The organism is Pseudoxanthomonas sp. CF125 (genome assembly GCF_900104085.1).
Lineage (GTDB): Bacteria > Pseudomonadota > Gammaproteobacteria > Xanthomonadales > Xanthomonadaceae > Pseudoxanthomonas_A.
The window spans coordinates 365,928-392,557 of sequence record NZ_FNLD01000002.1 but is presented as its reverse complement, the minus strand read 5'-3'; the positions used below and the strand labels follow the sequence as shown (position 1 = coordinate 392,557).

Sequence of the window (26,630 nt, the reverse complement as noted above, 5' to 3'; positions counted from 1 at the left end):
GCTCGGGCAGTCCGGCCGGAATCTCGGCTGCCTCCACGCTGACGGACAGACAAACCACGGCCAGTAGCATCCATTGCGACACTGCTTTCATTTTCATCCCCCTCAGGAAAACGGTGATTTATAGGTCGCTGGCCAGTCGCGGAGCGTGGTCTTGACCTGCCACGGACAAAGCCGCAAACCCGTGAGCGCTGTTGACCGGCCTTACTCGCGTTGCGGGAGAAACGGTAGGGGTCAGGCTCCCAGCAGTTCGACGTCGAACTTCAACGTGGCATTGGGTGGGATGACGCCACCGGCGCCGCGTGCGCCGTAGCCGAGGTTGGCTGGGATGATCAGCGTGCGCTGGCCTCCTTCCTTCATGCCCTGCACGCCTTCGTCCCAGCCCTTGATGACCATGCCGGCGCCGAGCGGGAATATGAAGGGTTCGCCACGATCCTTGCTGGAATCGAATTTGGCGCCCTGTTCGCCGTTCTCGTAAAGCCAACCTGTGTAGTGCACGGTGACATTGCGGCCAGGCGTGGCCTCGGCGCCGGTGCCGACGACGGTATCTTCGAATTGCAGGCCGGAGGCCATAGTGCTGAGAGCCATGAGAGGTTCCTTGTGGGGCTTGGAGGTTCGTAGCTCGTAGTTTACAAAAACGGGGGCAGAGTGCCTTTCTTTGGAAAACGTACTCTGACTCCGTTTTTCACGATCTGGTCCGCGTCGCGGGCCGCAGCCGATGCAAGTGCCCGAAGCTCCGCCAGCTCCGTCGCGTCGATTTTGCTTTGAACAGCAGGCGGGTGAGTGCCGCAGGCCATGGCGGCACTCGACCCGAGGACGAACGAAGAAATGAGGAGAGCAGCAAACAATTTCATGTGACCTCCATTGTCTGTCCCAAGGCAGCTAACGCCTGGTTTAAGCCGACCCGCGAAGCGGGCTCGGCTTGAATGATTTGTCAGGCGGCGTCGCGATGCCATAGAACATGCATATCTCCATCTACGAAGCCGATCCCGACACCCATTCTGCTGCGAAGTATGCCCGACTTGGAGCCATCGGCAATGTATGAATTAACCAAATCAATCAGCGTCTTAAGCCATGCCCGCCAGTCGGGACCGGCCACTGTAAAAGGAACCTCAAAGATATCCTCGCCCGTAGAGAACGTCTCGGCAGAAGGCCAGTAGTCTGTGCTCGGATTTGCCCCGGGAAGAAATGCCTCCGTTCCGACGAGCTGCACGTGAACAGAGTCCGCGCCCTCGTAGAGGTTGAAGTGGAAGGCTTCTGTGCGAGCAGGTATGGGCTGAGACAGTGCGCTGTCGAGCCAGGAGAAAAAGCCTGCGCTGATCAAGCTGCGTGGAAGTGTCATAAGCCGCCTAACGCCTGAATTAGGCCGACCCGCGAAGCGGGTTCGGCTTGAATGAATTGTTAGCCGTTGGTCCAGCTGTAAATGGCAGCGGCTGCGAACAAAAGCACAATGAATAATGTGTAGTAAAGCCATGCCCTCTTTGCGGCTTTTACGTCACCTTCCGATTGCGGGCGCAATGGGAGAAACCAAAGGAGAGCAAAGATGAGCAGTGTGGCCGTGCTCAGGATAGCGACCAGCGGCACCCAACCCCAGAAAATGAATACGAGCAGCCCCCAAAAGGGCGCAGCCCCCAAAACGCCTCCGACCAAGCGTGTGGGCCATAGAAGTTGGGAGCTAAGCTGCTTACACACAGAGCACACTGCGGGATTGTGAGGAACAGATCGAAATTTATCGATTAGGGAGATTCCCGGCTTTTCACAATGAGGGCAGTCAACTTTCACAATGGCCAACTACGATTAGACCCCAAAGTGGAGTGTAGTGCGGATTGTGGGTGTGGCCTGGGAGGGCCGTCAATCGAACTTTGCCTATACGGCACAAGGGACTACGGTGGTATCGCGAAGGCTTGGCCTGGCGCGCGCTACCCGGGTCGGAAGGTGGTGGTGGCCACGATCTGGTCGGCGGCTTCGGCCAGTTGGGTGAAGCAGTGGGCCAGGCCGGCGCGGGGCAGGATGAGGGCGTCGGGGTTGGTGTGTTCGGGTTGGCTGAGTTCGGCCAGCAGGTGCAGGTAGTGGCAGAGGGATTGCAGTTGCTGGTGGGCTTCTTCCGGCAGGAAATAGCCGGGCTCGCATGGCGTTCCTTGGCGCATGACGGTCTCCTTTCTTGTTCGCGATGGAATGCCTTGCGCGCAGGCGCGCGCAAGGTGTCGGGAGGGTTGAAACCGCATGTAGCCGGCGGGCTTATTCCCCTTGCGGGTGTTGTATTCAGCCGCCCTCCCGACGCGGAACGTTGCGCCGGTTGCGCCCAAGACTCGGGCACAAAAAACCCACCAGATTGACGGAGGTGGGTACCGCTACATGAGGAGTTTCAACGCTCCTTGGAAGTGAGTTTGAGAAGGTGGAGATGTAATGTCAACTCACAGTTCTAGAGAAGCGCTGGGTTGATGAAGCTAACCCAGCCTCCGGCCCTGACCCCGTTTTTCTAATCGGCCGATCTTCGCCAGCGCGTAGGATGCAGTGAGCGCAACGAACGGCATCAATAGCAGGCATATCCGCACGAACGATGCGGTACGCCTACCGTTTACCGCAGCCTATGGGCTTACGAACATAAGTTGGAAAAAGCGGCTTAGGGTTTCAACTTAGAAACTTTGCGATGGCCGGCAAGAATGGGGCCGACAAAACGCCGAATATCTGCATGTGATCAGCAAGATTACCCATAAAATACGTATACTTCTCGATGAACGAGTCAGTGCCTACCGATCGTTTCATATCTTCTACTGAGGCGACCATTGCATCAATACGCTGTGAATCCGTCGAAGCAGTTTTAATAGCCTCTATTAGCTCATCGAACGCCATGGTGGAGTTCGTTTCAGCGATATTTACGGAAGAGTCGCTAGAGTTGATATTAACTCGCGAGTTTGTCCCATTTATGTTGTAAGTAATGCTGGCTGGCTGCGCTGGCGCAGGCCCGACCGGTGCGAGAACAGTAGTTTTCTGCCTGGCGATTCCTGTTGTTAGCTGCAAGTCCCACATCTGGGCCTCAGCCACGGTGAACATCTGATAGTCACCTCCAGCATCATTCTTTCCACAGTCGTAGATGGGCAAGATCATTGCTATATCGGCTGGACGGAGTTGGAACTGTGTGTCGAGGTAGTCCATCCAGCTAACGATGTTATCTAATGTCGGCGGTATCGCAGGATGGTTAGATCCAGGAAACGGTTTGAGCGTCCCTGGCCCAGAAGGAATCCCAGAGAGTTTGTCACGCAACACCATGACGAAGTGCTTGTTACCAACACCGTACGCTTCAAAGTTGAAATTTTGCACTACAGGCCAGAGCCGCAACTTTTCGGGGAAATTTGTGCGGACTACAGACTCGATAGCCCCTTTTATACCAAATGCCCAGTCCGCTGGAAAATTCTTTCTCATCAATGCTCCCCCTGGGTGTTTAAGCGAACAGCCCGGATAAGGTCAAAGGTCGTACCCGAGCAGCGTTGGCTACCTGCCTTTATGCCGGAGGAAGCGGTACCTTCGCACGTAATAGCGTCCATAGATCCCCATTTGTGCGCAGCAAATCGATGACAGATTGGACGTACATCTTTCGACTAGTTCCGAAGACCTTAGCCACCTCAGACAAGATGCCTTTGTTACGAAAATTAACTAGAACAGCATCCAATGAGGTTGGATCTGCGAGCGCCTGATTGATGACCTCAGCGGACTCCCTGTAAATATCAGCAGGAACTGCCGACGCAATCGCATTGCCGGTGGCGTGCTCTAGCGAAGCAAGAGTATCGTCCGATCTACGCAATGACTGCAGCTTTCTTCTGATTGCATACTGTGCCCGCTCCGAAATTGCCCAGTCGCGCAGCTTGGCCATTTCACGGTTAACGCGCAAAGCGATTTCTCCCAGCTTCTCTACATGATCAGTAACGGCGATATCTGACCTGACCATAAAAGCCCTTAGACATTCCTCTCCTGCCAACAAATTTTCCACGGCTGCCACGGGCAGGGTAAAAACATGCTGCTCCCTCAACCTTTCTATTTGCGCAGCATCTCGATCATCTCTATCGACGATTCCTTGCACGTCCACATGATGCAACGCCTTCTGTGCTCTGAATGCCTTTACTGACTTTTGAACTTGCTCACAATTGCCGCCTGGCACGACATAGAAATCGGGAAGTAACACTTGATAAACTGCAATGTCCAAGCTCCCGGCCGTTCCTTCTACAAAAACAGTCGGTCGCCGCGCCCCCAGGATTCTAAGAACGACATCGACTGGAATCTCTTCCACCCGGGTCACCGAGCGCCATTTCCAGGTACCTGCTGCGTCAGGTGGCGGACCCATCGCAACGCGATTATTGGGGTTCGGAGGCAAATAGTCCTGCAATACTACTATCGCTGCTTCTGCTCGGCTGGCGGCAAAACCTAGATCATGGGTGATATAGATAAAGGCGCAATCAGGGCGCTCCGCTTCGAGGGCATTCCACAAGTTTGCTTGAATGCTGGGGTGAAGATGCAGCTCGGGCTCATCGATGACTATTCTTAGATTCTCCGGAGCCAGCAATACATGCCCTATCAAATAGAATCCCACACGCTCACCATCGCTCATCTTTGACGCTGAGTACGTTGAATCGTTACCGGGCGATCGCGCGCTAACGGCATGATCTTGTATGATCAACTCGCGCTCAGGAAACACTTGCATCCAAATGCTCCGCAACCGATCCAAAGCGTCGGATGGTGCTGGGCCAGGCGGGCCACCTGCTTGTTGGGCGAGCACGAAGTATTGATCTCTAACTCTGACTCGCTGTGCATAGAGGGCATTCAGTAGTGGACCAAAATCGTTGAGCTGGCCGACTACGGCATCGCCCTGTACTCGGCTCGGCCCGTTGGTCATTTCATTGCCTTGCAATAGGATCTCTTGAGCTCGCTCTGGAGCCACACGTTGCGCCTGCTCCGGTAAAGCGAGCAATCGCTGCGCGCCAACTCGGTAGGCAAGCCGGTCCATGTTGCCAAAAGCCGGTGGCGCCGCGGCGGCTTGCACTGTTGGGTTCTCCAACCAACTCCCCAAGCGGCTCTTGCCGGAGCCGTTGGACCCCACAATGACCACTACTCCAGTATGGGAGACCGATACAATCGGAGTCTCGTCCTGACTAGCATTCGGCATTTCTAAGATTTTCTGTCGTACGGTCATAAAGCTGTTCTGTTTCCTACAGGGTGAATTTCCGAGAAACCAAAAGATACGATCCTCGGTCTAGCGCGCGAAGCGGGAAGATCACTAGGATTGTGTGCTCAGTGCTGAATATTCACAGTAAATCAGTGGGTGAGTGTGACGCATCACGCGATCACAATCTGCGCTTCTTTGAGTAGTTTGCTTTCGATGAGTTCCGCGCGTGCGGCCTCGGGGTCAGAGGTGAACAATAGAACCCTGCGGAAAAAAAGGGGCCAGAGTGAATATCTGTTTCAAACAAATATTTACCCTGACCCCTTTTCTGCCTCCGTCCCCTTTTGTTCCGCTAGCTTGAAAGTTTTTTATGAGCAACTTTCTTTTTCTTAGGAGAGTTTCTTTTTTTTGAGCGCTCACCGTCGGCTACCTGCCTTATGGTTGGCAGGTCCCATGGAAGCGTCTTAGCAGTTCTCATCATGGTAACTGCAAAAATTGAATCCATACGCTCTCGCAACATCCAGTAAATCGATCGCCCGAAATGCTCTTTGTACTTGTTGAACTCTTCTAGGTTGCCGTCTAGCGCCTCTTCCGCGCCCACAAAACCAGCCGTGCATTCGACCCCAAAGACGACACCATCGTGTTCGGCATCGTCTTTATCCACATGAGTGGCCGATAGTCCCACCACAAGCTCAATTACTGGACGGCCAGCGTAGTCATGTTTCGACACGACTGGATTAGCGCCCGTAAACGTAACTGCATATTGTTTCGCATCATCGACCATCGCGCTTTCATCGATCGATATTTTGCTAAACCGTGCTCCTACGAGCACGAAGCGGAGCAGTTCGTCTAAGAGAAGCTCAGACATTAGTTATAGGGCCTTGCTTTGACAACTGATACGGCCTCATCCGGCTCCTGGTACATCTGAGAGATGAATGAGTTGTCAGGCAATGATACCGAAGAGGCGTTTGGTTTTATCTGGTGACGATCTACAGCTTGAATGACTGCAATCCGCATAAACTCATTGAGCGATACGCCCCAAGAGATAGCCATCTTCGCTGCGCGTCGATGATATTCAGGCCCGACGCGCACATTGAACGTTCCTTTGTACGGCTTCTGGGCTTCTGTGCCTTCCCGTTTGCACTCTTCGAGATATTCATCAATCGCCGCGGCGAACTCGATCTTCAGCCCTTGAACCGAGTCAGCAGAGAAGAGGATGAGTGCTTCGATATCGAGAACTTTTCCCACAAAAATTTCATCTTCGCTCGAATACTCGACGGATGCCCTGTAGTTCTTGTGTTCAAGTGTATTCATTGCGAGTAACCCCATTCTTTTAACTTTGCAGCCAATTCTCGAAGGTAGACAACGTTAACCGTTGGAGGATTCCGGCCATGTGTTTTATGGAGTTTTACGATGTGTTCCGGATTGTCTGGATGGCTGAAGGAAACTCTCGACCCACTGCCCTGCCTCTCGGTAAAACCGAGCCCTGTCATCAACGTTCGGAGTTCACGCCACTCATAGTCCTTTGGACATGAGGCAAGTCGCTCTAGTTGCTTGATTCGGCGGGACGAAATGTTCGACAAAGGAATCCTATGAATTGCAACTACCAGTTGCAACTACTATTTAGTTGCACTTATTCACCCACAACTTCTAGTGTCGAGTTTCGACACCAGCCCCATATTTTGTGGTTTCATTGCAATCTCACACTTTAGTGAGAATTAAAAACCCGATCTACTGCGCTTTTTTGCCCGCCCCGAAATGTGCCAACCAATACACGGACACTGACGATAGTTATTTCCACCTGTGCCGGTGTCAAGCGCAAGGAGTACGTGTGAAATATTTACTATCTGAGAGGTGGCCCTTTTCGCTTGCCGAGGATCAATGCAACATCAAGAACCACGCTGCGTCACGCACGAAGAACAGGGTCAGAGTACCTTTCCCTACTCAGAAAACGTACTCTGACCCCGTTTTTTACGCGCGTTGGTACAAGCCGGGAAGTTCAAAGATACAACGCGAAAACGGGGTCAGAGCACGTTTCCAAGAACTTACTCCTAGAAACGCACTCTGACCGTTTTCGACCAGCCTTACACGCGTTTTCTCATGCTGTCTTCACGGGCCTGCGGGTCGCAGATAGTTGTGCAGCCCCCTTCGAATTTCCTCCCGAACCTCTGGAAGTTTGTGCAGACTATGTCGTAGTCCCTCATTCAGTGGGTTCAGATCCAAGACCTTCACACTAGTCCATATCCCCGGTGGGGTTGCATCAACTTCGATAGCGCGACGTCTCCACAGCCTGATCTTCCAATAGCCAACTGAAAGCGCCATTAAGCAGTGGCAGGACAGATAAAGCAGTGCCGCTATAGCGCCTGATAGGATGAAGCCCATCCCGTAGACGAGCGATGGATTGTCGGGACCCCGGACGGCAAACTGCCCTAGAATCTGGCCAAGTACAAGTAAGGGAATACCGGCGACGATGGCCGCTGCAATCAGATAAGTGCTACTCGTAGCAAAGAGCGCGGGCTCAGCCAGCTTGAAGTACTCGCGAGTGATGCTCTGCAACGCTTGAGAGAAGCCGATAACCATCGAAGCCTCATCCTGAGGTGCGCGTATCGCAAAAATAGGTATGTGAGGCGGAAATTCCTTGGACTGTGGATAGTCGTCCGGTGTTGAACGTTTGATGACACCGAGTAATAGGCGCACGATGAACAAGACGAATCCCAAGGCCATGAACCCAGCAATGAATAGTAAGGGCCACTCTTGGGAAAAGCCTGGAAACAATTGCAAGGCTGCGACCGCAAGGAGAGCAACGAATAGGGTCGTTGTGGAAGACAAGAATACTTTCTGCTGAGTGATACCCGCGATTGTCCAGAATGCAAATGGTGTGCCCATGCATATGAGGCAATGTATCTTTGGGATAATTGAGTCTTCCGGACCCTTACGCTCGCATGACGCATCTTCCGAAAGCATCGCGATTGCATTGGCAGCAACCGTGCCGCCGTGACTATGCGCTATAAGTACATAACGGCACTCAGGATCATCGTCGTCGAAGTCGTTCCTTAGCCGTACTGCGAGACTAATGGCGGCCAAACTTCTTGCACCGAAGTTGTTTCTCCCGCTCCACTCGAAGCAGCGCACGTCACAGTTGTCTTCTACGCCTTGAGTGATGTCGCTTGAGAAATCGGAGTTGGGGCGAAACCAGGCTGGCGGGCTATCCGCCTTCTCGCGCCCGAACGGACCGAAAGGCCAGGTTCCATGAATCAGATAGATAACTAAACGAGACATTGCCATAGCCCCACTATCGCGAATATCTAAATGCTTAGACGCCGACCCGGCTGCACGTATGAGCTTCTATCGACGCGCAGGTGTGTTGGTCTCACCACCGACATACGGACATAACCGAAGGCTGGTGCCCCTCAAATCTGCTTACATGAGAGCATTCGTAATGCCAGCGAAGCAACGTAAATAGTTCACATAAGCCAACTAAAGGGGACGGAGGTAATTAGATGACTTAATTACCTCCGTCCCCTTTAGTTCTTTCAATATGCCATCGCCATAGCGGGTCTCGACCCGCCACGAACGGAATCAGTGCAACCGCGGCTCCGATTAACCTGCGTTACGCGTTATGCGCGTTACCTGAAGTACTTCATTCCGAGCCCCTCCTTGAACAGTCGGCCTGCCCTCCACTTATTAGAGTCAGACGGATGATCTTCGAAGATGCCCATATCCTTCATTCGGCGAAGGGACTCGCGCAGGGCGCCCTTATTCATCTCTGGGAGACGAACACCAAGACTTTCCACGCATTGGTCGAGAACAAAAGGAGTAGTCAATCCCGAAAACCCTTGTGTCAAGGCATTCACAAGCTTTCGGTTCTCATCTAAGTCTGGACTCAATGCTAATGCGAAATTGAGCTCCTGCTTAACCTCGTTGATGAAGTCCTTTGCGGCAAAGGTAAAGGCCTCAAGTACTGCAAGATGAGAAACCTTGCCATCGGTATCCAAAGCACGCCCCGGCTCGTCAGAACCAATTTCCGCAAGTTTAGTTAGGAAGCTACCGAAGACGCGAGGATAAAATGAAGATCTACTGTCGCCCTCGCCTGCAGCGTCCGAGAAGTATGTACGAAAGAAAGTCATCGTTAGCAGGTTGTTGCGTCTAAGCTTTTGAGGAAAGACTTCTAGTAGAAGCTCTTCATACTCCAACGCCGATAGCGAGACAGACTGAATCGACGCTCGCCTCTTTTCAATCCTTTCACAAGTAACCGTGAATTTGCTACGAAACCAATCACTTCGAGATATCTCCGCAAGAACGTAATGAAAAATAGATGCTTCGTCCCACCTAAGGTCCACCCTTCTGGCGTGAACTTGCTGCTCTACATTCTGTATCCCTATGGGCAGATCAGAACGGATGAAAAGACGGAAACGAACCTTTGACGAGAAGTCCGGGTCGTTCTGCAAAGTGCTAAGAAAACGGAAAAGCGCCTCAACTAGCGCGCCGGTCTTCGCAGATTCAACTGCAGTTTCAACACCATCAATCAAAAATGTGAAATACCCGCCTCTCGACTTCAGTAACTGTGCAACTGCGCCTGAGTCCGCGCCGATGTAAACATCTTGGTCAAGACGACGCTTGAGATCTTGCAGGTACTCCTTCTCACCACCTGCAGAAATTGCAGAGTAAAGCAGTGTCCACCAGAACGTTTCGAAATCACCGTTTACCCTCGAAAGCAGAGATTTTGCAGTAGCGGACTGGGACTGCAAACCTCGGGCAAGATCTGACGCGGAATGGAGCGGAAACCCCAATCCCCTACTGCACAACTCTCTGAAAAGACGGGTCTTTCCCGTTCCCTTTCGGCCGAATACGTAGAATGAGGGCAAGTTCGGCTGAAGTACTCTTGCGGCTCCTTGAGTCTCGACGAAAAGACCCTCATCAAGGGCGCCACTAGGAGAAATTACAGCCCCATCGACCACTGCTGGGACGGCACGCTGATCAAGGTTGTGAATCACAGGAGATATTCCTAGTAGCTCACGGATCAGTCGCAAGGACTCTTGATTATCCTTGCTAATACGCGCGACTTCTGGAACATCTACAGAAAGAAAAGCGCGGTCGTGATACCACGACACAAAATACGCGGCGAGATCATCCGCATTGAGATCAATGCCGTTTGCAACGTCTTGTCCTCTTTCTATGGCATCTGCCAACACCGTCAACAACAGCGCGCGTAGAGATTCCTCCTGCTCGTTGTATCGACCGACCTTGGCCTCTGGGTCCAATGAGAAGTTGACGAAGAGTCCCGGGTACTCCGGGTATGCGGCTAGCAGTGTTGACACCACGTGCTCAAGATTCAGCGCGGCAGAGTCGGGTCGGGTCGCAATGACCACCGACCCAGGCCAAGCCGAGATAACGGGCAGCACCGAGGTAGAAAGGCCAGTTCTATGATCAAATAGAACGAAATCGTAAGACTGCGAGGCCGTCCACTTCCTGAGACGTTCAATCGATGATTGCAGCAGTGAAGGATCGCCCGTTACCTGAAGTAGAAACGCCGCGTAGTCCATCTCGAAGCTTTCTACAGAGGGTGCCGCAGGCAGAAGATCCAGCTTCCCGCCGTTCTGGGAAACCGAGACGCCAACTGGTTCAGGATAGTCGCCTCGAATTAACCCAACAAGGCTTGAGCGCACCGACGACGTTCTTGCATTTAGAAGCGACGAAAGAGACGGCGCTTCTATGTCGACATCAACTGCGAGCACCCGGTAGCCTGACATCACCAGGTCCTTTGCGAGCATTAGCAGAACTGTGCTGCGCGCTTGACCACCTTTGAATCCGTAGAAGTGGAGTGCGCGAGTTTGCGAGGTTGCCGACGCACTGCTGGATATAGAGTTTACCCATTCGTCCCTTAGGCCCTTATCGAACAAGGGAAGCCAATTCCCCAGCGAGGTTCCGCGATACAAAAAAGCGTACGCGGAGTTCTCCTTGCCTTGTTCCGCTGCAAACACCAGCGAAAGTCCAAAGCTAGCCACTATCGAGGCCAACTCCTCTGCTGACAAACCGAGTCGAGACGCCAACTCTTCCTCAGCGGCATCGACATCCAGCTTGGCTAGGGCAGGATCCATTACGACTATGTACATCACGGGATGCACGTACTTCAGATCAACCTGTGTCAGGTTCTTCCGTATATGTGCAATAAACTCAGAGATTGTGTTCATAGGGTAATTCCCGCACTCCTTAGCGCAATGAAGAGTTGATCCACTGTCGCTGCTAGCTTTTGTAGATCAGCGTCGCTTGAATGCTGGGGGGTCCATCCATCACTCTGATGACGTAAGTAGCGAATGTAAGGGTAGCAATTGGCCCTGACCTTGGTCGCTTGCCCATCCTTCCCCTGCGACCAAAGCGCGCCCAAGTCAGCGGCTAAATGTGTGCTTAGGGTGATGATCTGAGATCTCAGTGGACTCGGCGATAGAGTCCCGTTGGCAAAGCTCGCGAGGAGCGTTGGCAAATCGTGTCCACCGTTGTTACTGCTAGTGAGCAATGAGAGCTCCTCTTTTAGAGCAAGCTCCAACGTTACGCAGCGGCAATATGTCCACACCAATTCTGTGCGGGTCCAACTGAAGTTGTGGCGATTGTACGAATATCCCGACACAAGATGTCCCCGCGGTAAGCCTACTTGTCCGATTCTTGGGGGCGATCCAGTCTCTGCAAACGAATAAAAAAAGGCTGCACCTAAGCTTTCGTATTGAGTCTATTGCTAACTCACCCGCACTTCGAATACCCACAGTTCAAACACGTAGCGCACCCATCCATGATGACCAGCGCCTTCGTGTTGCACTTGTGGCAAAGGGTGGCGCTGGGCGGGAAGCTGGTGCCGTCGCCGGTGACGGAGATGTCTTCGTGGGAGGCGGGTTCGTTCAGGGCGCTAAGAGCGCCCCCATCCGCCCTACGGGCACCTTCCCCCGCAGAAGCGGGGGAAGGGTTTGGGGTGTTGCTTACGTCAGAGTTTTTTTTTGCGCGGTTTTCGTACTGCGCGCGCTTCTCGGCCAGGATGGCGCGCTGGTGTGCGCTCATTTCCGGGTCGTGGATCATGCCGATGGACTTCAGATGCTCTTCCACGATGGCGCCCAGTTCGGCGACCAGCGAAGGCATGTACACGCCGCCGGCCTTGAAATAACCGCCGCGCGGATCGAACACCGCCTTCATCTCGTCCACCAGGAAGGTCACGTCGCCGCCCTTGCGGAACACCGCCGACATGATGCGCGTCAGCGCCACGATCCACTGGAAATGCTCCATGGACTTGGAATTGACGAAGATCTCGAACGGGCGGCGCAGCTCGTGCTCGGTGCCCGAATTCAACACGATGTCGTTGATGGTCACGTACATGGCGTGCTCCACCAACGGCGACTTGATCTTGTAGGTGCTGCCGATCAGCACTTCCGGGCGCTCGATGCGCTCGTGCATGTGGATGATGTCGGCCACCGGCAGTTCGGCCTCGGCCTTGGCGCGGGACACCGACTCGGCCTGGATGACGGCAGCGTTTTCGCGCGCACGGTCTTCCGGGGTGAGGACGGTGTAACCCTTGATTTTCTTGTCGATCTTGACGGCCATGGAGCGGGTTCCTGATTGCTTGTGTTGTGTGGCTTGGTAGGTGGTTCGGTTGGGGCTCGGCGGGGTTGGGTCAGCGCTAAGGGCGGCCCTCACCCCTGCCCCTCTCCCGCAGGCGGGAGAGGGGTTCTTTCAGTGGATTACTTTTTCTTTGCGGCTTTCTTCACTGCCTTCTTGGCGGCCTTCTTGGGGGCTGCCTTTTTGGCTACTTTCTTTGCGGCTTTCCTTGGCGCGGCTTTCTTGACGGCTTTCTTCGCCGTCTTCTTGGCCGGCGCCTTCTTGGCTACGGACTTCTTGGCGACTTTCTTGGCTGCCTTCTTCGCGGTCTTCTTGGTGGCGGTCTTCTTGCCTACCTTCTTCTTCAACGCGACGGCTTCGGCCTTGGCCGAGGCGCTGGCCGAAGCGAGCTTCTTCTTGGCCTTGGCCACGGTCTTCTTCACCGCCTTGCTGGCCTTGTCGGTGCGCTTGGCGACGGCCTTCTTGGCGGCGGTGACGCGCTTGGTGGCGGCCTTGCGCGCTTTCTTCGCCGACTTCTTGACCGAGGCGACTGCGCCGCTGGCGGTCGATGCGATTGAGCTGCCGATGTTGCTTGCGGTTTCTTTCACGCTTTCTGCAGCGCCCGTGAGGGTCGCCACCACACCGTTTCCGTTGCTCATGTAGATGCCCTCCTGGGGCCGTGGGTTTGGTACAGAGCTGATGCTATACCGGTTGGTGTGAGGGTGGGAGTGGTGGGTGGGCTGCCCCTTCCTCCGTTTACGGGGGAAGAGCCTGCCCCGTACTTGATACGGGGTTGGGATGGGGGGTGGCGCATCGTTCGGTGTGGTTGCTTGCTTTGAGGTCTGCGCGAGCGTCTGCCCCCATCCGCCCTTCGGGCACCTTCCCCCGTGAACGGGGGAAGGGTTCTTCGCTTGGTTGTTTCTAGAACTTGCCGTAATAGCCTTCTTTCAGGGCGTCGAACAGGTTGGCGGCGGTGTGCATTTCGCCGTCGTATTCGATCTGCTCGTTGCCCTTGACCTCGATCACGCTGCCGTCTTCCAGCTCGAAGCGGTAGGTGGTGTTTTCCAGGTCCGCTTCCTTGACCAGCACGCCCTGGAAGGCGGCCGGGTTGAAGCGGAAGGTGGTGCACCCCTTCAGGCCCTGCTGGTGGGCGTAGCGGTAGATGTCCTTGAACTGCTCGTACGGGTAGTCGGTGGGCACGTTGGCGGTCTTGGAGATGGAGCTGTCCACCCACTTCTGCGCCGCGGCCTGCACGTCCACGTGCTCCTTGGGGTTGATGTCGTCGGCGCTGATGAAATAGTCGGGCAGCTTGCCGGCGGCGTCTTCGGCGAAGGGCATGGCCGCCGGGTTGACCAGGTGGCGGTAGGCCAGCAGCTCGTAGGAGAACACGTCGACCTTTTCCTTGGACTTCTTGCCTTCGCGGATCACGTTGCGGCTGTAGTGATGGGCGAACGAAGGCTCGATGCCGTTGGAAGCGTTATTGGCCAGGCTCAGCGAAATGGTGCCGGTGGGCGCGATGGAGCTGTGGTGGGTGAAGCGGCTGCCGATTTCGGCCAGCTCGTCCACCAGCTCGGGCGAGACCGTGGCGATGCGCTGCATGTAGCGGCTGTATTTGGCGTGCAGCACCTTGCCGGGAATCTGCTGGCCGATGCGCCAGCCGTCCTTGGACATTTCCGGGCGCTGGCGCAGCATGGCGGCGGTGACGTCGAAGAGTTCCTCCATGATCGGCGCGGCGCCTTTCTCCTTGGCCAGCGCCAGACCCATTTCCCAGCCGGCCACGGCCATGTCGCGGGCGATGGATTCGGTGAACTCGCAGGACTCGGGGCTGCCGTACTTCATCTGCAGCATGGTCAGGGTGGAACCCAGGCCCAGGAAGCCCATGCCGTGGCGGCGCTTGCGCAGGATCTCGGCGCGCTGCTGCTCCAGCGGCAGGCCGTTCACTTCCACCACGTTGTCCAGCATGCGGGTGAACACGCGCACCACTTCCTTGTATTCCTCCCAGTCGAAGCTCGCCTGGTCGGTGAAGGGCTTGCGCACGAAAGTGGTCAGGTTGACCGAACCCAGCAGGCAGGCGCCGTAGGGCGGCAGCGGCTGCTCGCCGCAGGGGTTGGTGGCGCGGATGTTTTCGCACCACCAGTTGTTGTTCATCTCGTTGACGCGGTCGATGAGGATGAAGCCCGGCTCGGCGTAGTCGTATGTGGAGACCATGATCATGTCCCACAGGTGACGCGCGCGGATGTGGCCGTAGATCTTGCAGGCCACCAGGCCGTCGTCGCGGCTGACGTAGTTCTTGTGGGTGGGCCACTCGCGCCAGATCACCTCGGACTCGTCGTCGATGTTGATCTCGCCCTGTTCCTTGGCGTTGACCGGGAACACCAGCGGCCAGTCGGCGTCCTTGGCCACCGCATCCATGAAGCCGTCGGTGATCAACAGGGACAGGTTGAACTGGCGCAGGCGCCCGTCTTCGCGCTTGGCGCGGATGAAGTCCTTCACGTCCGGGTGGGACACGTCGAAGGTGCCCATCTGCGCACCGCGGCGGCCGCCGGCCGAGGACACGGTGAAGCACATCTTGTCGTAGATATCCATGAAGGACATCGGGCCGGAGGTGTACGCGCCGGCGCCGGCGACGAACGCGCCGCGCGGACGCAGGGTGCTGAATTCATAGCCGATGCCGCAGCCGGCCTTGAGGGTCAGGCCGGCTTCGTGGACCTTGTCCAGGATGCCGTCCATCGAGTCCTCGATGGTGCCGGACACGGTGCAGTTGATGGTGGAGGTGGCGGGCTTGTGCTCCAGCGCGCCGGCGTTGGAAGTGATGCGGCCGGCGGGAATGGCCCCGCGGCGCAGCGCCCAGAGGAAGCGCTCGTACCAGTAGGCGCGCTTCTCGGCGGTGGGTTCGGCGTCGGACAGGGCGCGGGCCACGCGCTGGTAGGTGCCGTCGATGTCGGCGTCGATCGCCTCGCCCTGCTTGGTCTTCAACCGGTACTTCTTGTCCCAGATGTCTTGCGAGGCCGGCTGCATCGGGACCAGGGACCCTGCAGCTTCTTCTGTTTTAACCGCCTCGAGGCGCACCGTGCTCATGATTCTGTTGTTCTCCCTGTTCTAAAACGATGGTGTCTGAAACGTTGGTGTCTAAAACTGTTGTGGAACTCGTTCTTATGCGCCCGGACGGTCGTGCCGGCCGGTGCGTGGTTGCTGCAGGTTAGTTACGGACCGGATTGGCCGGGACGTCGGTTCGCACCGCGGCGCGTCAGACGCAGCGGTGGACTGCAAATTGTGCGTGCGGTCCCGTAAAACCAGCGTCGCCGTCAATGCCATGCGCTTCCCCTCCAGCGCCCTATTTCCAAGCAAAAACCCTACTGCTTGGGTCCGTTTCGCATCTGACCGCTATATCTAGTGGCTAAAGCGAAGGCTGCAAGCTACGCCCGCCCGGCCGGCCTGTCAACGGCAAAAAGGCTATTCCGTAATGATTTTTAATGACACCCCTGTTCAGTTTTGGGGAACGCCCGAAAGACCCGCCGGCCGACTTCATTGCCGGTTTAGGGCGCGTTGATCACACTCGTTCATATAGGCGCCTGCCCGCCTCTGGCGGCCGGCCAGCCGCCCCCCCCCTCCCACCTTTCCCGCGACCCTCCGACCATGCGCCCGCTCCCCACCCTGATCGCCCTTGCCGCCGCTGCCGCCTTCGGCGGATTCGCCGCCACCGGCCTGAACGCTTTGCTGGAACAGCCTGCCCAGGCCGCGCCGGCCCCCGCCCACGCCCCTGCCCTGGTTCCGGCGATCGGCTCGCTGCCGGCGGCGGTCAACGGCCAGCCGCTGCCTTCGCTGGCGCCGATGCTGCAGAAGGTGATGCCGGCGGTGGTCAGCGTGAACACCAAACAGGTGGTGCGGGTACGCAACCCGTTCGCCAACGATCCGTTCTTCCGCCGCATGTTCCCCAACATTCCGCAGGAACGCATCAACGAGTCGCTGGGTTCGGGCGTGATCATCGATGCGGTGAACGGCTATGTGCTGACCAACCACCACGTGATCGAAAACGCCGACGACGTGTCGGTGACCCTGGCCGACGGGCGCACGCTGAAGGCCGAATTCCGGGGTTCGGACGCCGACACCGACGTGGCCCTGATCCAGATCCGCGCCGATAACCTGACCGCGGTGCCGCTGGCCGACAGTGGTGCGCTGAACGTGGGCGATTTCGTAGTGGCCATCGGCAATCCGTTCGGGCTGAGCCAGACGGTGACTTCGGGCATCGTCTCGGCGGTGGGACGCAGCGGCATCCGCGGGCTGGGGTTGCAGAACTTCATCCAGACCGACGCTTCGATCAACCCGGGCAATTCCGGTGGCGCGCTGGTCAACCTGCAGGGCCAGCTGGTGGGCATCAACACCGCCAGCCTCAACCCGCAGGGCAGCATGGCCGGCAACATCGGCCTGGGCCTGGCCATCCCCTCCAACCTGGCGCGCGATGTGGTGAATCAGCTGCTGAAGAACAACGGCGTGGTGATCCGCGGCACTCTGGGCCTGGAATCGCAGACGCTGACCGCCGACCTGGCCAAGGGTCTGGGCATCAGCGAAACCCGCGGCGCGCTGATCACCCGCATCTACGCCGGTTCCGGCGCGGCGGCGGCCGGCCTGAAGGCGGGCGACGTGGTGGTGGCCGCCAACGGCCAGCGCATCGACAGCGCCGAGGCGCTGCACAACTACGAAGGCCTGCAGCCGGTCGGCAACGCGATAGCGTTGGAACTGCGCCGCGACGGCAAACCGCTGACCCTGCGCGCCGCGCTCAAGGCGCAGCCCGGAGCAGTAGCCGGCGCGTCGCTGGACCCACGCCTGACCGGCGCCTCATTCGCCGACCTACCCGAGGCCCTGCGCAGCGCTGGGCTAAGTGGCGTGCTGGTCAAAGACGTGGCACGCGGCAGCCGCGCCGCGCAGAACCAGTTGCAGCCCGACGATGTGGTCTTGGGCGCGACTACTGGCGAGTTCACCGATCTGGCCGGTTTCCAGGCCAGCTTCGCCCGCAAACCACCACAACTGGTGCTGCAGATCATGCGCGGCAACGCACGCGGCAACCTACTGGTGCAATAACTCACATTTGATGCGACGCCGCGATGACGACTTGTTAATGGCGGCCTGTTATAGATGTATCTCCCCAACCGGGCCAATGGCTTGAACGCGCCCGTCTTCCACACCAGGAGAAAACCATGAACAACCCCACCGCGACCGATGCATTGAAGAGCAACCTGGGCGAAGCCGGTTCGCATCTCAAATCCGCCGCCGCCGCCGCCAGCGAAGCCATCAAGGGCGCCGCAGGTTCGGCGGGCGATGAATTGAAACTGGGCAAGGCCAACGTGAAGGCCGAACTGGCCGACAGCGCGCTGTCCGGATTGGCCGCCGCCGAATCGGGCGGCGCCGCTGCGATGGAACAGGTGGACCATCTGATGGACAAGGGCCGCGACCTGATCGACAGCGCCGCCGACCTGATCCGCGAACGTCCGCTGGCTTCCTTCGGCGTGGCTTTCGCCGCCGGCTGGATCATCGCCAAATTGGCGCGCAGCGGCGGCGGCGACAAGTAAGCCGCACACCGCATGAGCGACAACGAGCTGCCCGGCGCGTCGGCAGGCGACGAGCCCCAGGCCGACGTCAAGCCGCCGCACCTGGATGAAAGCGTGCGGCGCATCGGCGCTGCCGGCAAGGCGACTCTGGCCTCGGCCAAGGACACCGGGCGCGCGCTGCGCCGCCTGATCTCGGCCGACCTGGCGCTGGCGCGCAGTGCGATGGGCCGTGCGCTGGCGTGGGTGGCGGTGGGTATCGTGTTCGGCGCTTCGGCCTGGTTGCTGGTGGTGGGCGCGTTGATCGCGGTGTTGCAGCGGCTGGGCTGGTCGTGGCTGCAGTCGCTGTCCTTCGCCGCGGTGCTGAGCAGCGCGGTCACCGCCATCGCCGTGTGGCGCACCATCCATTACTTCGAATGCGCCGGCCTGCACGCCACGCGCCGTCAGCTGGCGCGCCTGGGTATCGGCGACGAAGGCGAGGAAGAGGAAGACGACAAGCCCGGGACGCCGCCATGAACTACAAGCAGCTGCAGCGGCGGGTGAACATCGCCGAGCGCCGGGTGGAGAGCCGCGGCGAACGCACGCGCGAGCAGTGGGCCGCCCTGAAACTCAACTGGCGCGAAGGCTGGACCCCGGCGCGCATCGTCGCCGCCGGGCTGGTCAGCGGTTTCATCTCCGGCCGCGCCGAACCGCTGCGCGCGCTGAGCGGGCCGCGGCTGCTGCAGATGATCGGCGCGGTGTCGGGGCTGTTCGCTTCGGTGCAGGCGACGGTGGCGGCGGAGACGGCGCAAGGTGCGGCCGACACGGCTGAAGGCGTGGTCGCCGATGGGGCGGCGGAAGACACCGCGGACCCGGCGCAGCAGCAGTTCGAGTACGTGCGGCCGTCGGCTCGGCAGACCGGCACCCCGGACGAAGTTTTCCGCACCGAACCGCGACCGGCCGAGGCGGCCACCGAAATCTCCGAACGCTGAAACCTCCCCCAGTGTGGGAGCGCCCTGGTGGGAGCGCCGTCCCGGCGCGAGCTCTTGAGTCACCGATCCATGCGTTCCTTCCAGCCAAAAGCTCGCGCCGGGACGGCGCTCCCACCGATCATTCCCTTTCGTCGTCTCCTCATCTTGCGCGAGCGTGTCCTTTGAGCCTTTCCCCCAGCGATCCGCAAGCGGTTGACCACAGCGGCCAAGCAGTGCCGCCGCCACGCCGCCCGCGCGCCTCCGCCGCGCTGCAGATACTGGCCACGCTGGCGATCGGCTACACCCTGTGGGCGGCGCAGGACCTGTTGCTGCCCATCTTGCTGAGCATGTTCTTCGCGCTGGTGGCCAACCCCATCATCCGTGTGCTGAAGCGGCTGTGGGTGCCGCGCTTCGTCGCCGCCCTGGTGGTGGTGGTGGGCGGCATCGCCGGTGCGGGCGCGCTGGGCAGCCAGCTGATCGTGCCGGCCGGCGACTGGTTCCGCGATGTGCCGCGGGAACTGCGCGAACTGACCCCCCGGCTGCGCGAGCTGGCCAAACCCATGCAGGACGCCAACCGCGCCGCCGAGAACATCGCCCGCGCCGCCGGCGGCGAGAGCGCCAAGAAAGTGCAAGTGGTGCGCACCCAGGTGGACGACCCCTACAAAGTGCTCACCGCCACCCCGCGCATGCTGGCCTCGGTGCTGGCGGTGGTGCTGCTGACGTTCTTCTTCCTGGTCTACGGCGAAAACCTGCAGCGCAATGCGATCGCGTTGCTGCCCGGCCGGCAGAAGCAGAAGTTCACCGTGGACCTGATGCATTCCATCGAACGCGAACTGTCGCGCTATGTACTGACCATCACCGTGATCAACGCGGTGGTGGGGCTGGTCTACGCGGGCATTCTGTATGCGCTGGATATTCCGCTGCAGGAAGCCCTGCTGTGGGGCACGATGGTGGCGCTGCTGAATTTCGCCCCGTACGTGGGCGCGTTGATCGGCATGGGCGTGATGCTGCTGGTGGGTTTCGTGACCTACAAGGAACCGTGGCTGTCGGTGTTGCCGGTACTGGTCTACCTGGGGCTGCACACGCTGGAAGGCCAGATCGTCACCCCCATCGTGCTGGGCCGGCGCATGGCGCTGTCGCCGCTGGTGCTGATCCTGGCGCTGATGCTGTTCGGCTGGCTGTGGGGCATCGTCGGCCTGCTGCTGGCGGTGCCGTTGCTGGTGTGCGTCAAGCTGATGCTGGCGCGGGTGGAAGGCATGGAAGGCTGGGCGCGGTTGTTGGAGTGACCGGCGGGCCCTGATCGGGGCCCAGCTCCAGCTCTAGCTTTGCCCCTGCTCTAGCTTTGCCCCCTTTGGCAAAGGGGGCTACGGGGGATTTGCTCTTGATCCTGATCTTGCTCCTGCTTTCTTGGCCAAAGAAGCAAAGCAAGAGCAAATCCCCCTCGATCCCCCTTTTTCAAAGGGGGAGGCAACAGCGGGGCATCCCATTCTTTGGCATCTCCCGCTTCGTGCCCCAAACTCCCTGCACCGTTAGAATGCGAGGGTGAATTTCCCAGTCCGCGCCATCACCCTGGATCTCGACGACACCCTGTGGCCCTTCGCCCCGATCGGCGCACGGATCGAGCAGGTGCTGCATGCGTGGATGCTGGAACACAGCCCGCCCACCGCCGCCCGCTTTCCCATCGAGGCCATGCGCGCGCTGCGCGAGCAGGTTTTCGCCGAGCACCCGCAGCTGATCCACGACCTCAGCGAACTGCGCAGGATCACCCTGCGGCGCGCGTTGCAGGAAAGCGGCGCCGACGCCGCGCTGCTGGAGCCTGCCTACGAAATCTTCTACGCCGCGCGCAACCAGGTGGAATGCTACGCCGACAGTCTGGCCGCGTTGGAGCGCATCGCCGCGCGCGTGCCGGTCGCGGCGGTAACCAACGGCAACGCCGATCTTGAACGCATCGGCCTGTCGCGGCATTTCGCCTTCCAGCTGGGCGCCCGCGAACACGGCGCGGCCAAGCCCGAAGCCAGCATCTTCCACGCCGCCTGCCAGCGCCTGGGCGTGCCGCATGGCGAAGTGCTGCACGTGGGCGACCATATCGAGATGGACGTGATCGGCGCCGCGCAGGCAGGTTTGCGCAGCTGCTGGATCAACCGCGAGGCGCTGGCGTGGACCCACCCCACCCTGCGCCCCGATCTGGAATTCACCGACCTCACCGCACTGGCCGACTGGCTGGATGCAACGCACCACCACGCTACGGAGCACGCCGCCGCATGAGCCTGCCGAACGGATTCACCGACACTTCTTCTTCCGCACTGCCGCTGCACGTGCTGTCACGCGAGCAATTCGGCAGCTGGCGCGATGGCTTGTCGCCCGCCTTGCAGGCCTGGGTGGACGCGCAGCAGTTTTCCGCCGCACCGGGCGCGTTGCTGCTACTACCGGGCGAAACCGGTATCGCCGCCGCCGCGATCGGCATTGGCGATCCGCTGGATCCCTATTCCTACGCGCATGCGCCGCTGGGCCTGCCGGCAGGCGACTGGCGGCTGGCTTCGACGCTGGAAGCCGATGCGCGCGCGGCTTTGCAGCTGGGCTGGGGCCTGGGCAGCTACCGCTTCGACCGTTACAAGAAACCCGCACGCCAGCCGGCGCGCCTGCTGCTGCAGGATGCCGATGCCGAAGCGCTGGATCTGCTGGCCGCGTGCGTGCGTGTGCGCGACTTGGTCAACACGCCCACCGAGCACATGGGGCCGGAACAGTTGGAAGAAGTCGCGCGCGAACTCGCTGCGACCCATGGCGCGCAGTTGGAAGTCATCGCTGGCGATGAGTTGCTGGCGCGGAATTTCCCGGCCATCCACGCAGTCGGCCGCGCTTCGCATCGGGCGCCGCGTTTGATCGCGCTGCGCTGGGGCGACAGCGGTCTGCCGCACGTGGCATTGGTCGGCAAGGGCGTGTGCTTCGATACCGGCGGGCTAGATATCAAGCCGGCCGACGGCATGCGCAATATGAAGAAGGACATGGGCGGGGCGGCGCATGCGTTGGCGCTGGCCGAACTGATCATGGCGCGCAAGCTGCCGGTGCGGTTGACGGTGCTGGTGCCGGCGGTGGAAAACGCGATCGGCCCGGATGCGTTCCGTCCCGGCGAAGTGATCGCCACGCGTCAGGGCTTGAGTGTGGAGATCGACAACACCGATGCCGAGGGCCGGGTGATCCTGTGCGACGCGCTGACTTACGCGAGCGAGCAGCAACCGGACATCGTGTTGGACTTCGCCACCCTCACCGGCGCGGCGCGCATTGCGTTGGGGCCGGATCTGCCGGCTTTGTTCGCCAACGACGATGCTTTGGCCAACGACTGGATCGCGGCGGGCGAACGCACGCGCGATCCGCTGTGGCGCATGCCGTTGTGGCGTCCTTACCTGCGCTATCTCAACAGTGGCATAGCCGACATGGCCAACGCGGGTTCGCGCATGGCCGGCGCGGTTACCGCTGCGTTGTATCTGGAGCGCTTCGTACCTGCGCAGCAGAAGTGGGCGCATCTGGATGTGTATGCGTGGAATGATAGTGATCGCGCGGGGCGTCCTGCGGGTGGTGAGGCTATGGCGTTGCGGGCTGCGTTTGAGATGTTGAAGGCACGCTATCCCGCGTGACCCCAGGGTAATCTCCATCCCAAATCGCCTATCTTTGTAGAGCCGAGCTTGCTCGGCTGCTTTTGATTCCCCGCGAGAGCAGCCGAGCAAGCTCGGCTCTACGAAGCAGGCGAAAGATCTTGCTTCGCTCCGCGCCCACCTACTTGGCAATCAGCAACAGCACCGAACGCCCCTGCAGCCCGTACACCGTGTTCTCGCCACCGATCAACGCCTCGGAACCCGGCACGACGACCGTGTTCGCGCCTTCGTTCCAGGTGGCGGTGTCGGTAACGCGGTACCACTGCTTGCCGGTGCCGGGCCACGGCAGGGTGAAGTTCACGTTACCCGACCAGCCGTTGTAGGCCACGTAGATGGCACTGGCCGAATCGCCGAACTCGCTGCCGTCGATGCGCCAGGCGATGGCGTGATTGTTGGCATTGGTGAAGTAGGCCGTATCGGCCTGCGCACCGTCGGGCTTGAACCAGCGCAGCTGCTCCATCACGTTGCCGTTGTTGTCCACGCCCGAATAGAAATTGGCCGGGCGCAGCGCCGGGTGCGCCTTGCGGAAGGCGATCAGGCGTTTGGTATAGGTCTCGTGATTGGCCTCGACCGTATTGCGGGTCCAGAACAGCCAGTTGGCCGACGAATCCAGGTTGTACACGTTGTTGTTGCCGAACTGCGTGCGCAGCGCCTCGTCGCCGCCGGTGATCATCGGCACGCCGGCGCTCAGCATCAGGAACGCCAGACCGGTGCGCGCGGCCTTGCGCTGGTCGACCACCACGCCACCCTGGTCCCAGCTGTGGTTGTTGTCGTCGCCGCCATCGGACGGGCCGTAGGGCCAGGGCTGGTTGTTCTGCTTGCTGTTGTAGGCGTACAGATCGCTCAAGGTGAAGCCGTCGTGCGCGACCATGAAGTTGACCGAATGCCAGGGCTTGCGGCCATCGTCGCCGTACAGGTCCGACGAACCGGCGAAGCGGTTGGCCAGTTCCGCCGGCGTCACCGCTTCCACGCCCATCTGGTTCTGCTTCTTGCGCAGCGAATCGCGGTAGATGCCGTTCCATTCGGCCCAGCCGGTCGGGAAGCCGCCGACCTGGTAGGAGTTGCCGCCGATCGCCCACGGCTCGGCGATCAGATCCAGGCCGGTGCCGCCCGCGGCCGGCCGCGGCGGCAGCTCGGCCACGATGCGGTTGAGCGCATTGCCCGCATCCATCTTGTCGAAGTTGAAGCAGCCGTGCTGGCAGGTGTTGCCCAGCACCGAGGCCAGATCGAAGCGGAAGCCGTCCACACCGAGCGTGTCGCGCCAGTAGGCCAGCGAATCGATGATGAGGTTCTGCGCGATGGTATTGCGCGTGTTGTAGTTGCCGCCGACGCCGGTGTTGTCCCACGAATACTGCAGGTCGTTGGTGAGCGAGTAGTAGGTCGGATTGTCCAGGCCGCGCCAGGACTGCAGGTTGTACACGGTGAGGCCATCGCTGCCGCCCCAGGCCCCGCCTTCGCCGGTGTGGTTGTAGACCACGTCGATGTAGACCTTGATGCCAGCGTCGTGGAAGGCCTTCACCATCGCCTTCCACTCGCGCGTGGGGCCGCCCGGCGTCTTGTCAGACGAATAGCGGCGGTCCGGCGCGAAGTAGTTGAGCGTCATGTAACCCCAGTAGTTGTCTCCCGTAGTGGATAGAGGATCGACATCGTTGGTGTCGTTCTGGGTTTCCTGCACCGGCAGGAACTCGACCGCGGTGACGCCCAGGTTGGCCAGCGCCGATGCCTTGAGCGCAGCGCCGGCATAGGTGCCGCGCAACGAAGCCGACATGGCGGTGTCGTCCTTGGTCAGTCCGCGCACATGCACTTCATAGACCACTTCGTCCTTCAGCGCGCGCGTTGGCTTGGTGCCGTTGGAGGTGGTGATGGGCGCCAGCACGATGCCCTTGCTGGCGCATGCGCCGCTGTCCTTGTTGCGATGGGCGGCGCCGCTGGCGTAGATCGTGCCGTCGGTGCAGGTGGGAGTGTTGGGGTCCTGGCTGATCTCGACCGCGTACGGGTCGATCAGCAGCTTGTTCGGATTGAAACGGTTGCCATTGGCGTCGATATCGGTGATGAAGCCGGTGCCGCTGCCCTTGGTCCAGCTGGCGTTGTAGGGCCAGTTCGGTCCCCAGGCGCGGTAGCCGTAATAGACCGTGCCGGTGATGCCGTAAGTGTTCTGCAGCGTCGCTACCGAGGCGGTCTTCGACCAGACGTTGGCAGCGTCCTTGGTCAGGACGTAGCGCACCACTTCCTGCGCGCCGGACGGAGTCTTGTAGAGGAAGACCTCGATGCGCGTGGCGCGCGAGGAATAGACCCGGAAAATGATGTTGCTCTGGGTACCGTCGTACTTCGCACCCAGGTTCTGCGCGTTGATCGCCGCTTGCGCGGCAGGAGCCGGTGCAAGCGACAGCACGAACGAAAACAGCAGGCACGCACCCACACCGCCGAACAGACGCATTGCGTTACGCATCGCAGCACCCTCCCAGGTAGCCGATAACGCGCGGCGGTTCGCCAGCGCGCCGATGCATTGTGGGCCGTGGTGCAGCCGCACAATGTGACCGTGGAAGCCGATGCATTCGTATTCATTGCCATGCTTCGGCCGCATGCACGGCGCATCCGACTTTCACCGGCACTACGACTGGGCAGCGGTAGCATGCCGACCCCACTTGAAGGAGTCCGCCATGACCCCGCTGGACAAACCTCTGCGCAGAGCGCTGGAAATCGGCGACCGTTCCTACACCCTGCTGGTGGATGCTTCCGGTCTGAAGCTCACCGAAAAAGGCAAGCGAAAAGGAATAGAACTGAAATGGACCGACCTGGTTTCCGGGGACGCGGCGCTTGCGGTCGCTTTGCAGGCCTCCGTGGACGCAAAGTGACCGTCAGCTCATCAATCGATCGAGTTGCCGCGCCGGGTTGTCCAGGAACGCCTTGGTCACCAGGTAGTGCTCGGTCTGCTCGTACTCCACCTGATGCAGGCCGTCTTCCCTGATCTGGTAGATGCAGGCGTCCGGGTAGGCCATCAGGATCGGCGAATGCGTGGCGATGACGAATTGCGAACGCGACTGCACCAGTTGATGCATCCGCGCGATCATCGCCAGCTGGCGCTGCGGAGAAAGTGCGGCTTCGGGTTCGTCCAGCACGTAGAAGCCGTTGCCTCCGAAACGGTTCACCATCAGCGCGAAGAACGACTCGCCGTGGGATTGCTGATGCAGCGAAGTTCCACCGTAGGAATCGATGATCGGCGGCCCGCCGGGGCCCTGGTCCAGGCGCTCGATCTCGGTGGCGAGATTGAAGAAACTCTCGGCGCGAAGGAAAAACCCATCCTTGGCCCGGCGCACACTCTTGCCCAACGTCAGGTACTCGTGCAGTACCGAATGCGAGGCACGGGTCTGGAAGTTGAAGTTCCTGGTGCCGCCTTCGGGATTGAAACCCCAGGCGATGGCGATGGCCTCCAGCAGCGTGGACTTGCCGCTGCCGTTCTCGCCCACGATGAAGGTGACCTTCGGATGCAGTTCCAGGGTATGCAGGTGATGCACCACCGGCAGCGAGAACGGGTACTGGTTGAAGTCGGGAACCTTGCTGCGTTTCAGCTTTACGTCCAGCAGATAGTGTTCGGCGTCGATAGCGCGCATGGCTTGGCCCTGATTGCCCGGCCGTCAGCCTACCCCGCCGCATTCGCGCGCATTGAGACGCGCAATACAAGCCCTGCAACGTGGGAGCGCCGTCCCGGCGCGAGCTCTTTGCTTCCGCCTGCATGAAGAGCTCGCGGCGGGACGCC

The 26,630-nt window shown here is 59.5% G+C and carries 23 protein-coding genes; 8 read left to right on the top strand and 15 right to left on the bottom strand.

Annotated features, from left to right (window positions below):
- Positions 1–231: 231 nt before the first annotated feature.
- The 13 genes from BLR66_RS11215 to BLR66_RS11150 all read right to left on the bottom strand — a co-directional run bounded on the left by BLR66_RS11215 (position 232) and on the right by BLR66_RS11150 (position 15,808).
- On the bottom strand, positions 232–585 hold the full coding sequence (locus BLR66_RS11215; RefSeq protein ID WP_093286066.1) for an FKBP-type peptidyl-prolyl cis-trans isomerase: 354 nt from the start codon (positions 583–585) through the stop codon (positions 232–234).
- 41 nt (positions 586–626) lie between these two features.
- Positions 627–851, bottom strand: coding sequence for a hypothetical protein (locus BLR66_RS11210; protein WP_093286061.1), 225 nt, complete (start codon positions 849–851; stop codon positions 627–629).
- A gap of 80 nt (positions 852–931) precedes the next feature.
- Positions 932–1,339 (bottom strand): hypothetical protein, encoded by a 408-nt coding sequence (locus BLR66_RS11205; protein ID WP_093286058.1) that lies wholly within the window; start codon positions 1,337–1,339, stop codon positions 932–934.
- A 577-nt stretch (positions 1,340–1,916) separates the two neighbouring features.
- A complete protein-coding gene (locus tag BLR66_RS11195; protein WP_093286049.1) occupies positions 1,917–2,144 on the bottom strand; it encodes an XAC0095 family protein in 228 nt (75 codons plus the stop codon).
- Positions 2,145–2,628: 484 nt separating this feature from the next.
- Entirely contained in the window at positions 2,629–3,420 is a 792-nt protein-coding gene (locus BLR66_RS11190; RefSeq protein WP_143014625.1) for a hypothetical protein, read from the bottom strand.
- 79 nt (positions 3,421–3,499) lie between these two features.
- The gene (locus BLR66_RS11185; RefSeq protein ID WP_093286040.1) at positions 3,500–5,182 is read right to left on the bottom strand and encodes an AAA family ATPase; all 1,683 of its coding nucleotides are present in this window, start codon (positions 5,180–5,182) and stop codon (positions 3,500–3,502) included.
- A gap of 322 nt (positions 5,183–5,504) precedes the next feature.
- Positions 5,505–6,020: a hypothetical protein gene (locus BLR66_RS11180; protein WP_093286036.1), complete on the bottom strand. Its 516-nt coding sequence runs from the start codon at positions 6,018–6,020 to the stop codon at positions 5,505–5,507.
- Entirely contained in the window at positions 6,020–6,466 is a 447-nt protein-coding gene (locus BLR66_RS11175; RefSeq protein WP_218119633.1) for a type II toxin-antitoxin system HicB family antitoxin, read from the bottom strand. Before BLR66_RS11175 ends, BLR66_RS11180 begins: the two co-directional genes overlap by 1 nt.
- A 795-nt stretch (positions 6,467–7,261) precedes the next feature.
- On the bottom strand, positions 7,262–8,431 hold the full coding sequence (locus tag BLR66_RS11170) for an alpha/beta fold hydrolase (protein ID WP_176943844.1): 1,170 nt from the start codon (positions 8,429–8,431) through the stop codon (positions 7,262–7,264).
- Positions 8,432–8,778: 347 nt separating this feature from the next.
- A complete protein-coding gene (locus BLR66_RS11165) occupies positions 8,779–11,343 on the bottom strand; it encodes an AAA family ATPase (protein ID WP_093286022.1) in 2,565 nt (854 codons plus the stop codon).
- Between the two features lie 544 nt (positions 11,344–11,887).
- On the bottom strand, positions 11,888–12,736 hold the full coding sequence (locus BLR66_RS11160) for a TSCPD domain-containing protein (protein ID WP_093286017.1): 849 nt from the start codon (positions 12,734–12,736) through the stop codon (positions 11,888–11,890).
- A gap of 137 nt (positions 12,737–12,873) precedes the next feature.
- Complete coding sequence (locus tag BLR66_RS11155; RefSeq protein ID WP_093286013.1) at positions 12,874–13,389, bottom strand: hypothetical protein; 516 nt, start codon at positions 13,387–13,389, stop codon at positions 12,874–12,876.
- A 262-nt stretch (positions 13,390–13,651) separates the two neighbouring features.
- Complete coding sequence (locus BLR66_RS11150; protein ID WP_093286008.1) at positions 13,652–15,808, bottom strand: adenosylcobalamin-dependent ribonucleoside-diphosphate reductase; 2,157 nt, start codon at positions 15,806–15,808, stop codon at positions 13,652–13,654.
- A gap of 558 nt (positions 15,809–16,366) precedes the next feature.
- Here BLR66_RS11150 and BLR66_RS11145 point away from each other — a divergent pair.
- The 7 genes from BLR66_RS11145 to BLR66_RS11115 all read left to right on the top strand — a co-directional run bounded on the left by BLR66_RS11145 (position 16,367) and on the right by BLR66_RS11115 (position 22,855).
- Positions 16,367–17,809 carry a Do family serine endopeptidase gene (locus BLR66_RS11145; RefSeq protein WP_093286004.1) on the top strand — a complete coding sequence of 481 codons (1,443 nt, stop codon included), beginning with the start codon at positions 16,367–16,369 and terminating at the stop codon, positions 17,807–17,809.
- A 116-nt stretch (positions 17,810–17,925) separates the two neighbouring features.
- On the top strand, positions 17,926–18,297 hold the full coding sequence (locus BLR66_RS11140) for a hypothetical protein (RefSeq protein WP_093285999.1): 372 nt from the start codon (positions 17,926–17,928) through the stop codon (positions 18,295–18,297).
- A 12-nt stretch (positions 18,298–18,309) separates the two neighbouring features.
- Positions 18,310–18,789 (top strand): hypothetical protein, encoded by a 480-nt coding sequence (locus tag BLR66_RS11135; RefSeq protein WP_093285996.1) that lies wholly within the window; start codon positions 18,310–18,312, stop codon positions 18,787–18,789.
- Positions 18,786–19,244 carry a hypothetical protein gene (locus BLR66_RS11130; protein WP_093285993.1) on the top strand — a complete coding sequence of 153 codons (459 nt, stop codon included), beginning with the start codon at positions 18,786–18,788 and terminating at the stop codon, positions 19,242–19,244. Before BLR66_RS11135 ends, BLR66_RS11130 begins: the two co-directional genes overlap by 4 nt.
- Positions 19,245–19,456: 212 nt before the next feature.
- Positions 19,457–20,509, top strand: a complete 1,053-nt coding sequence (locus BLR66_RS11125; RefSeq protein WP_255402586.1) for an AI-2E family transporter — start codon at positions 19,457–19,459, stop codon at positions 20,507–20,509.
- Positions 20,510–20,765: 256 nt separating this feature from the next.
- Positions 20,766–21,488, top strand: a complete 723-nt coding sequence (locus tag BLR66_RS11120) for an HAD family hydrolase (RefSeq protein ID WP_093285986.1) — start codon at positions 20,766–20,768, stop codon at positions 21,486–21,488.
- Positions 21,485–22,855 (top strand): leucyl aminopeptidase family protein, encoded by a 1,371-nt coding sequence (locus tag BLR66_RS11115; protein WP_093285981.1) that lies wholly within the window; start codon positions 21,485–21,487, stop codon positions 22,853–22,855. The genes BLR66_RS11120 and BLR66_RS11115 overlap by 4 nt, the downstream gene beginning before the upstream one ends.
- A gap of 139 nt (positions 22,856–22,994) precedes the next feature.
- Here BLR66_RS11115 and BLR66_RS11110 read toward each other — a convergent pair whose 3' ends face one another.
- On the bottom strand, positions 22,995–25,322 hold the full coding sequence (locus BLR66_RS11110; protein ID WP_218119632.1) for a glycogen debranching protein: 2,328 nt from the start codon (positions 25,320–25,322) through the stop codon (positions 22,995–22,997).
- A gap of 211 nt (positions 25,323–25,533) precedes the next feature.
- Here BLR66_RS11110 and BLR66_RS11105 point away from each other — a divergent pair, with 211 nt between their 5' ends.
- Complete coding sequence (locus BLR66_RS11105) at positions 25,534–25,728, top strand: hypothetical protein (RefSeq protein ID WP_093285977.1); 195 nt, start codon at positions 25,534–25,536, stop codon at positions 25,726–25,728.
- A gap of 3 nt (positions 25,729–25,731) precedes the next feature.
- On the opposite strand, the gene BLR66_RS11100 is transcribed toward BLR66_RS11105, so the two are convergent.
- Positions 25,732–26,484, bottom strand: coding sequence for an AAA family ATPase (locus tag BLR66_RS11100; protein WP_093285974.1), 753 nt, complete (start codon positions 26,482–26,484; stop codon positions 25,732–25,734).
- Positions 26,485–26,630 lie beyond the last annotated feature (146 nt).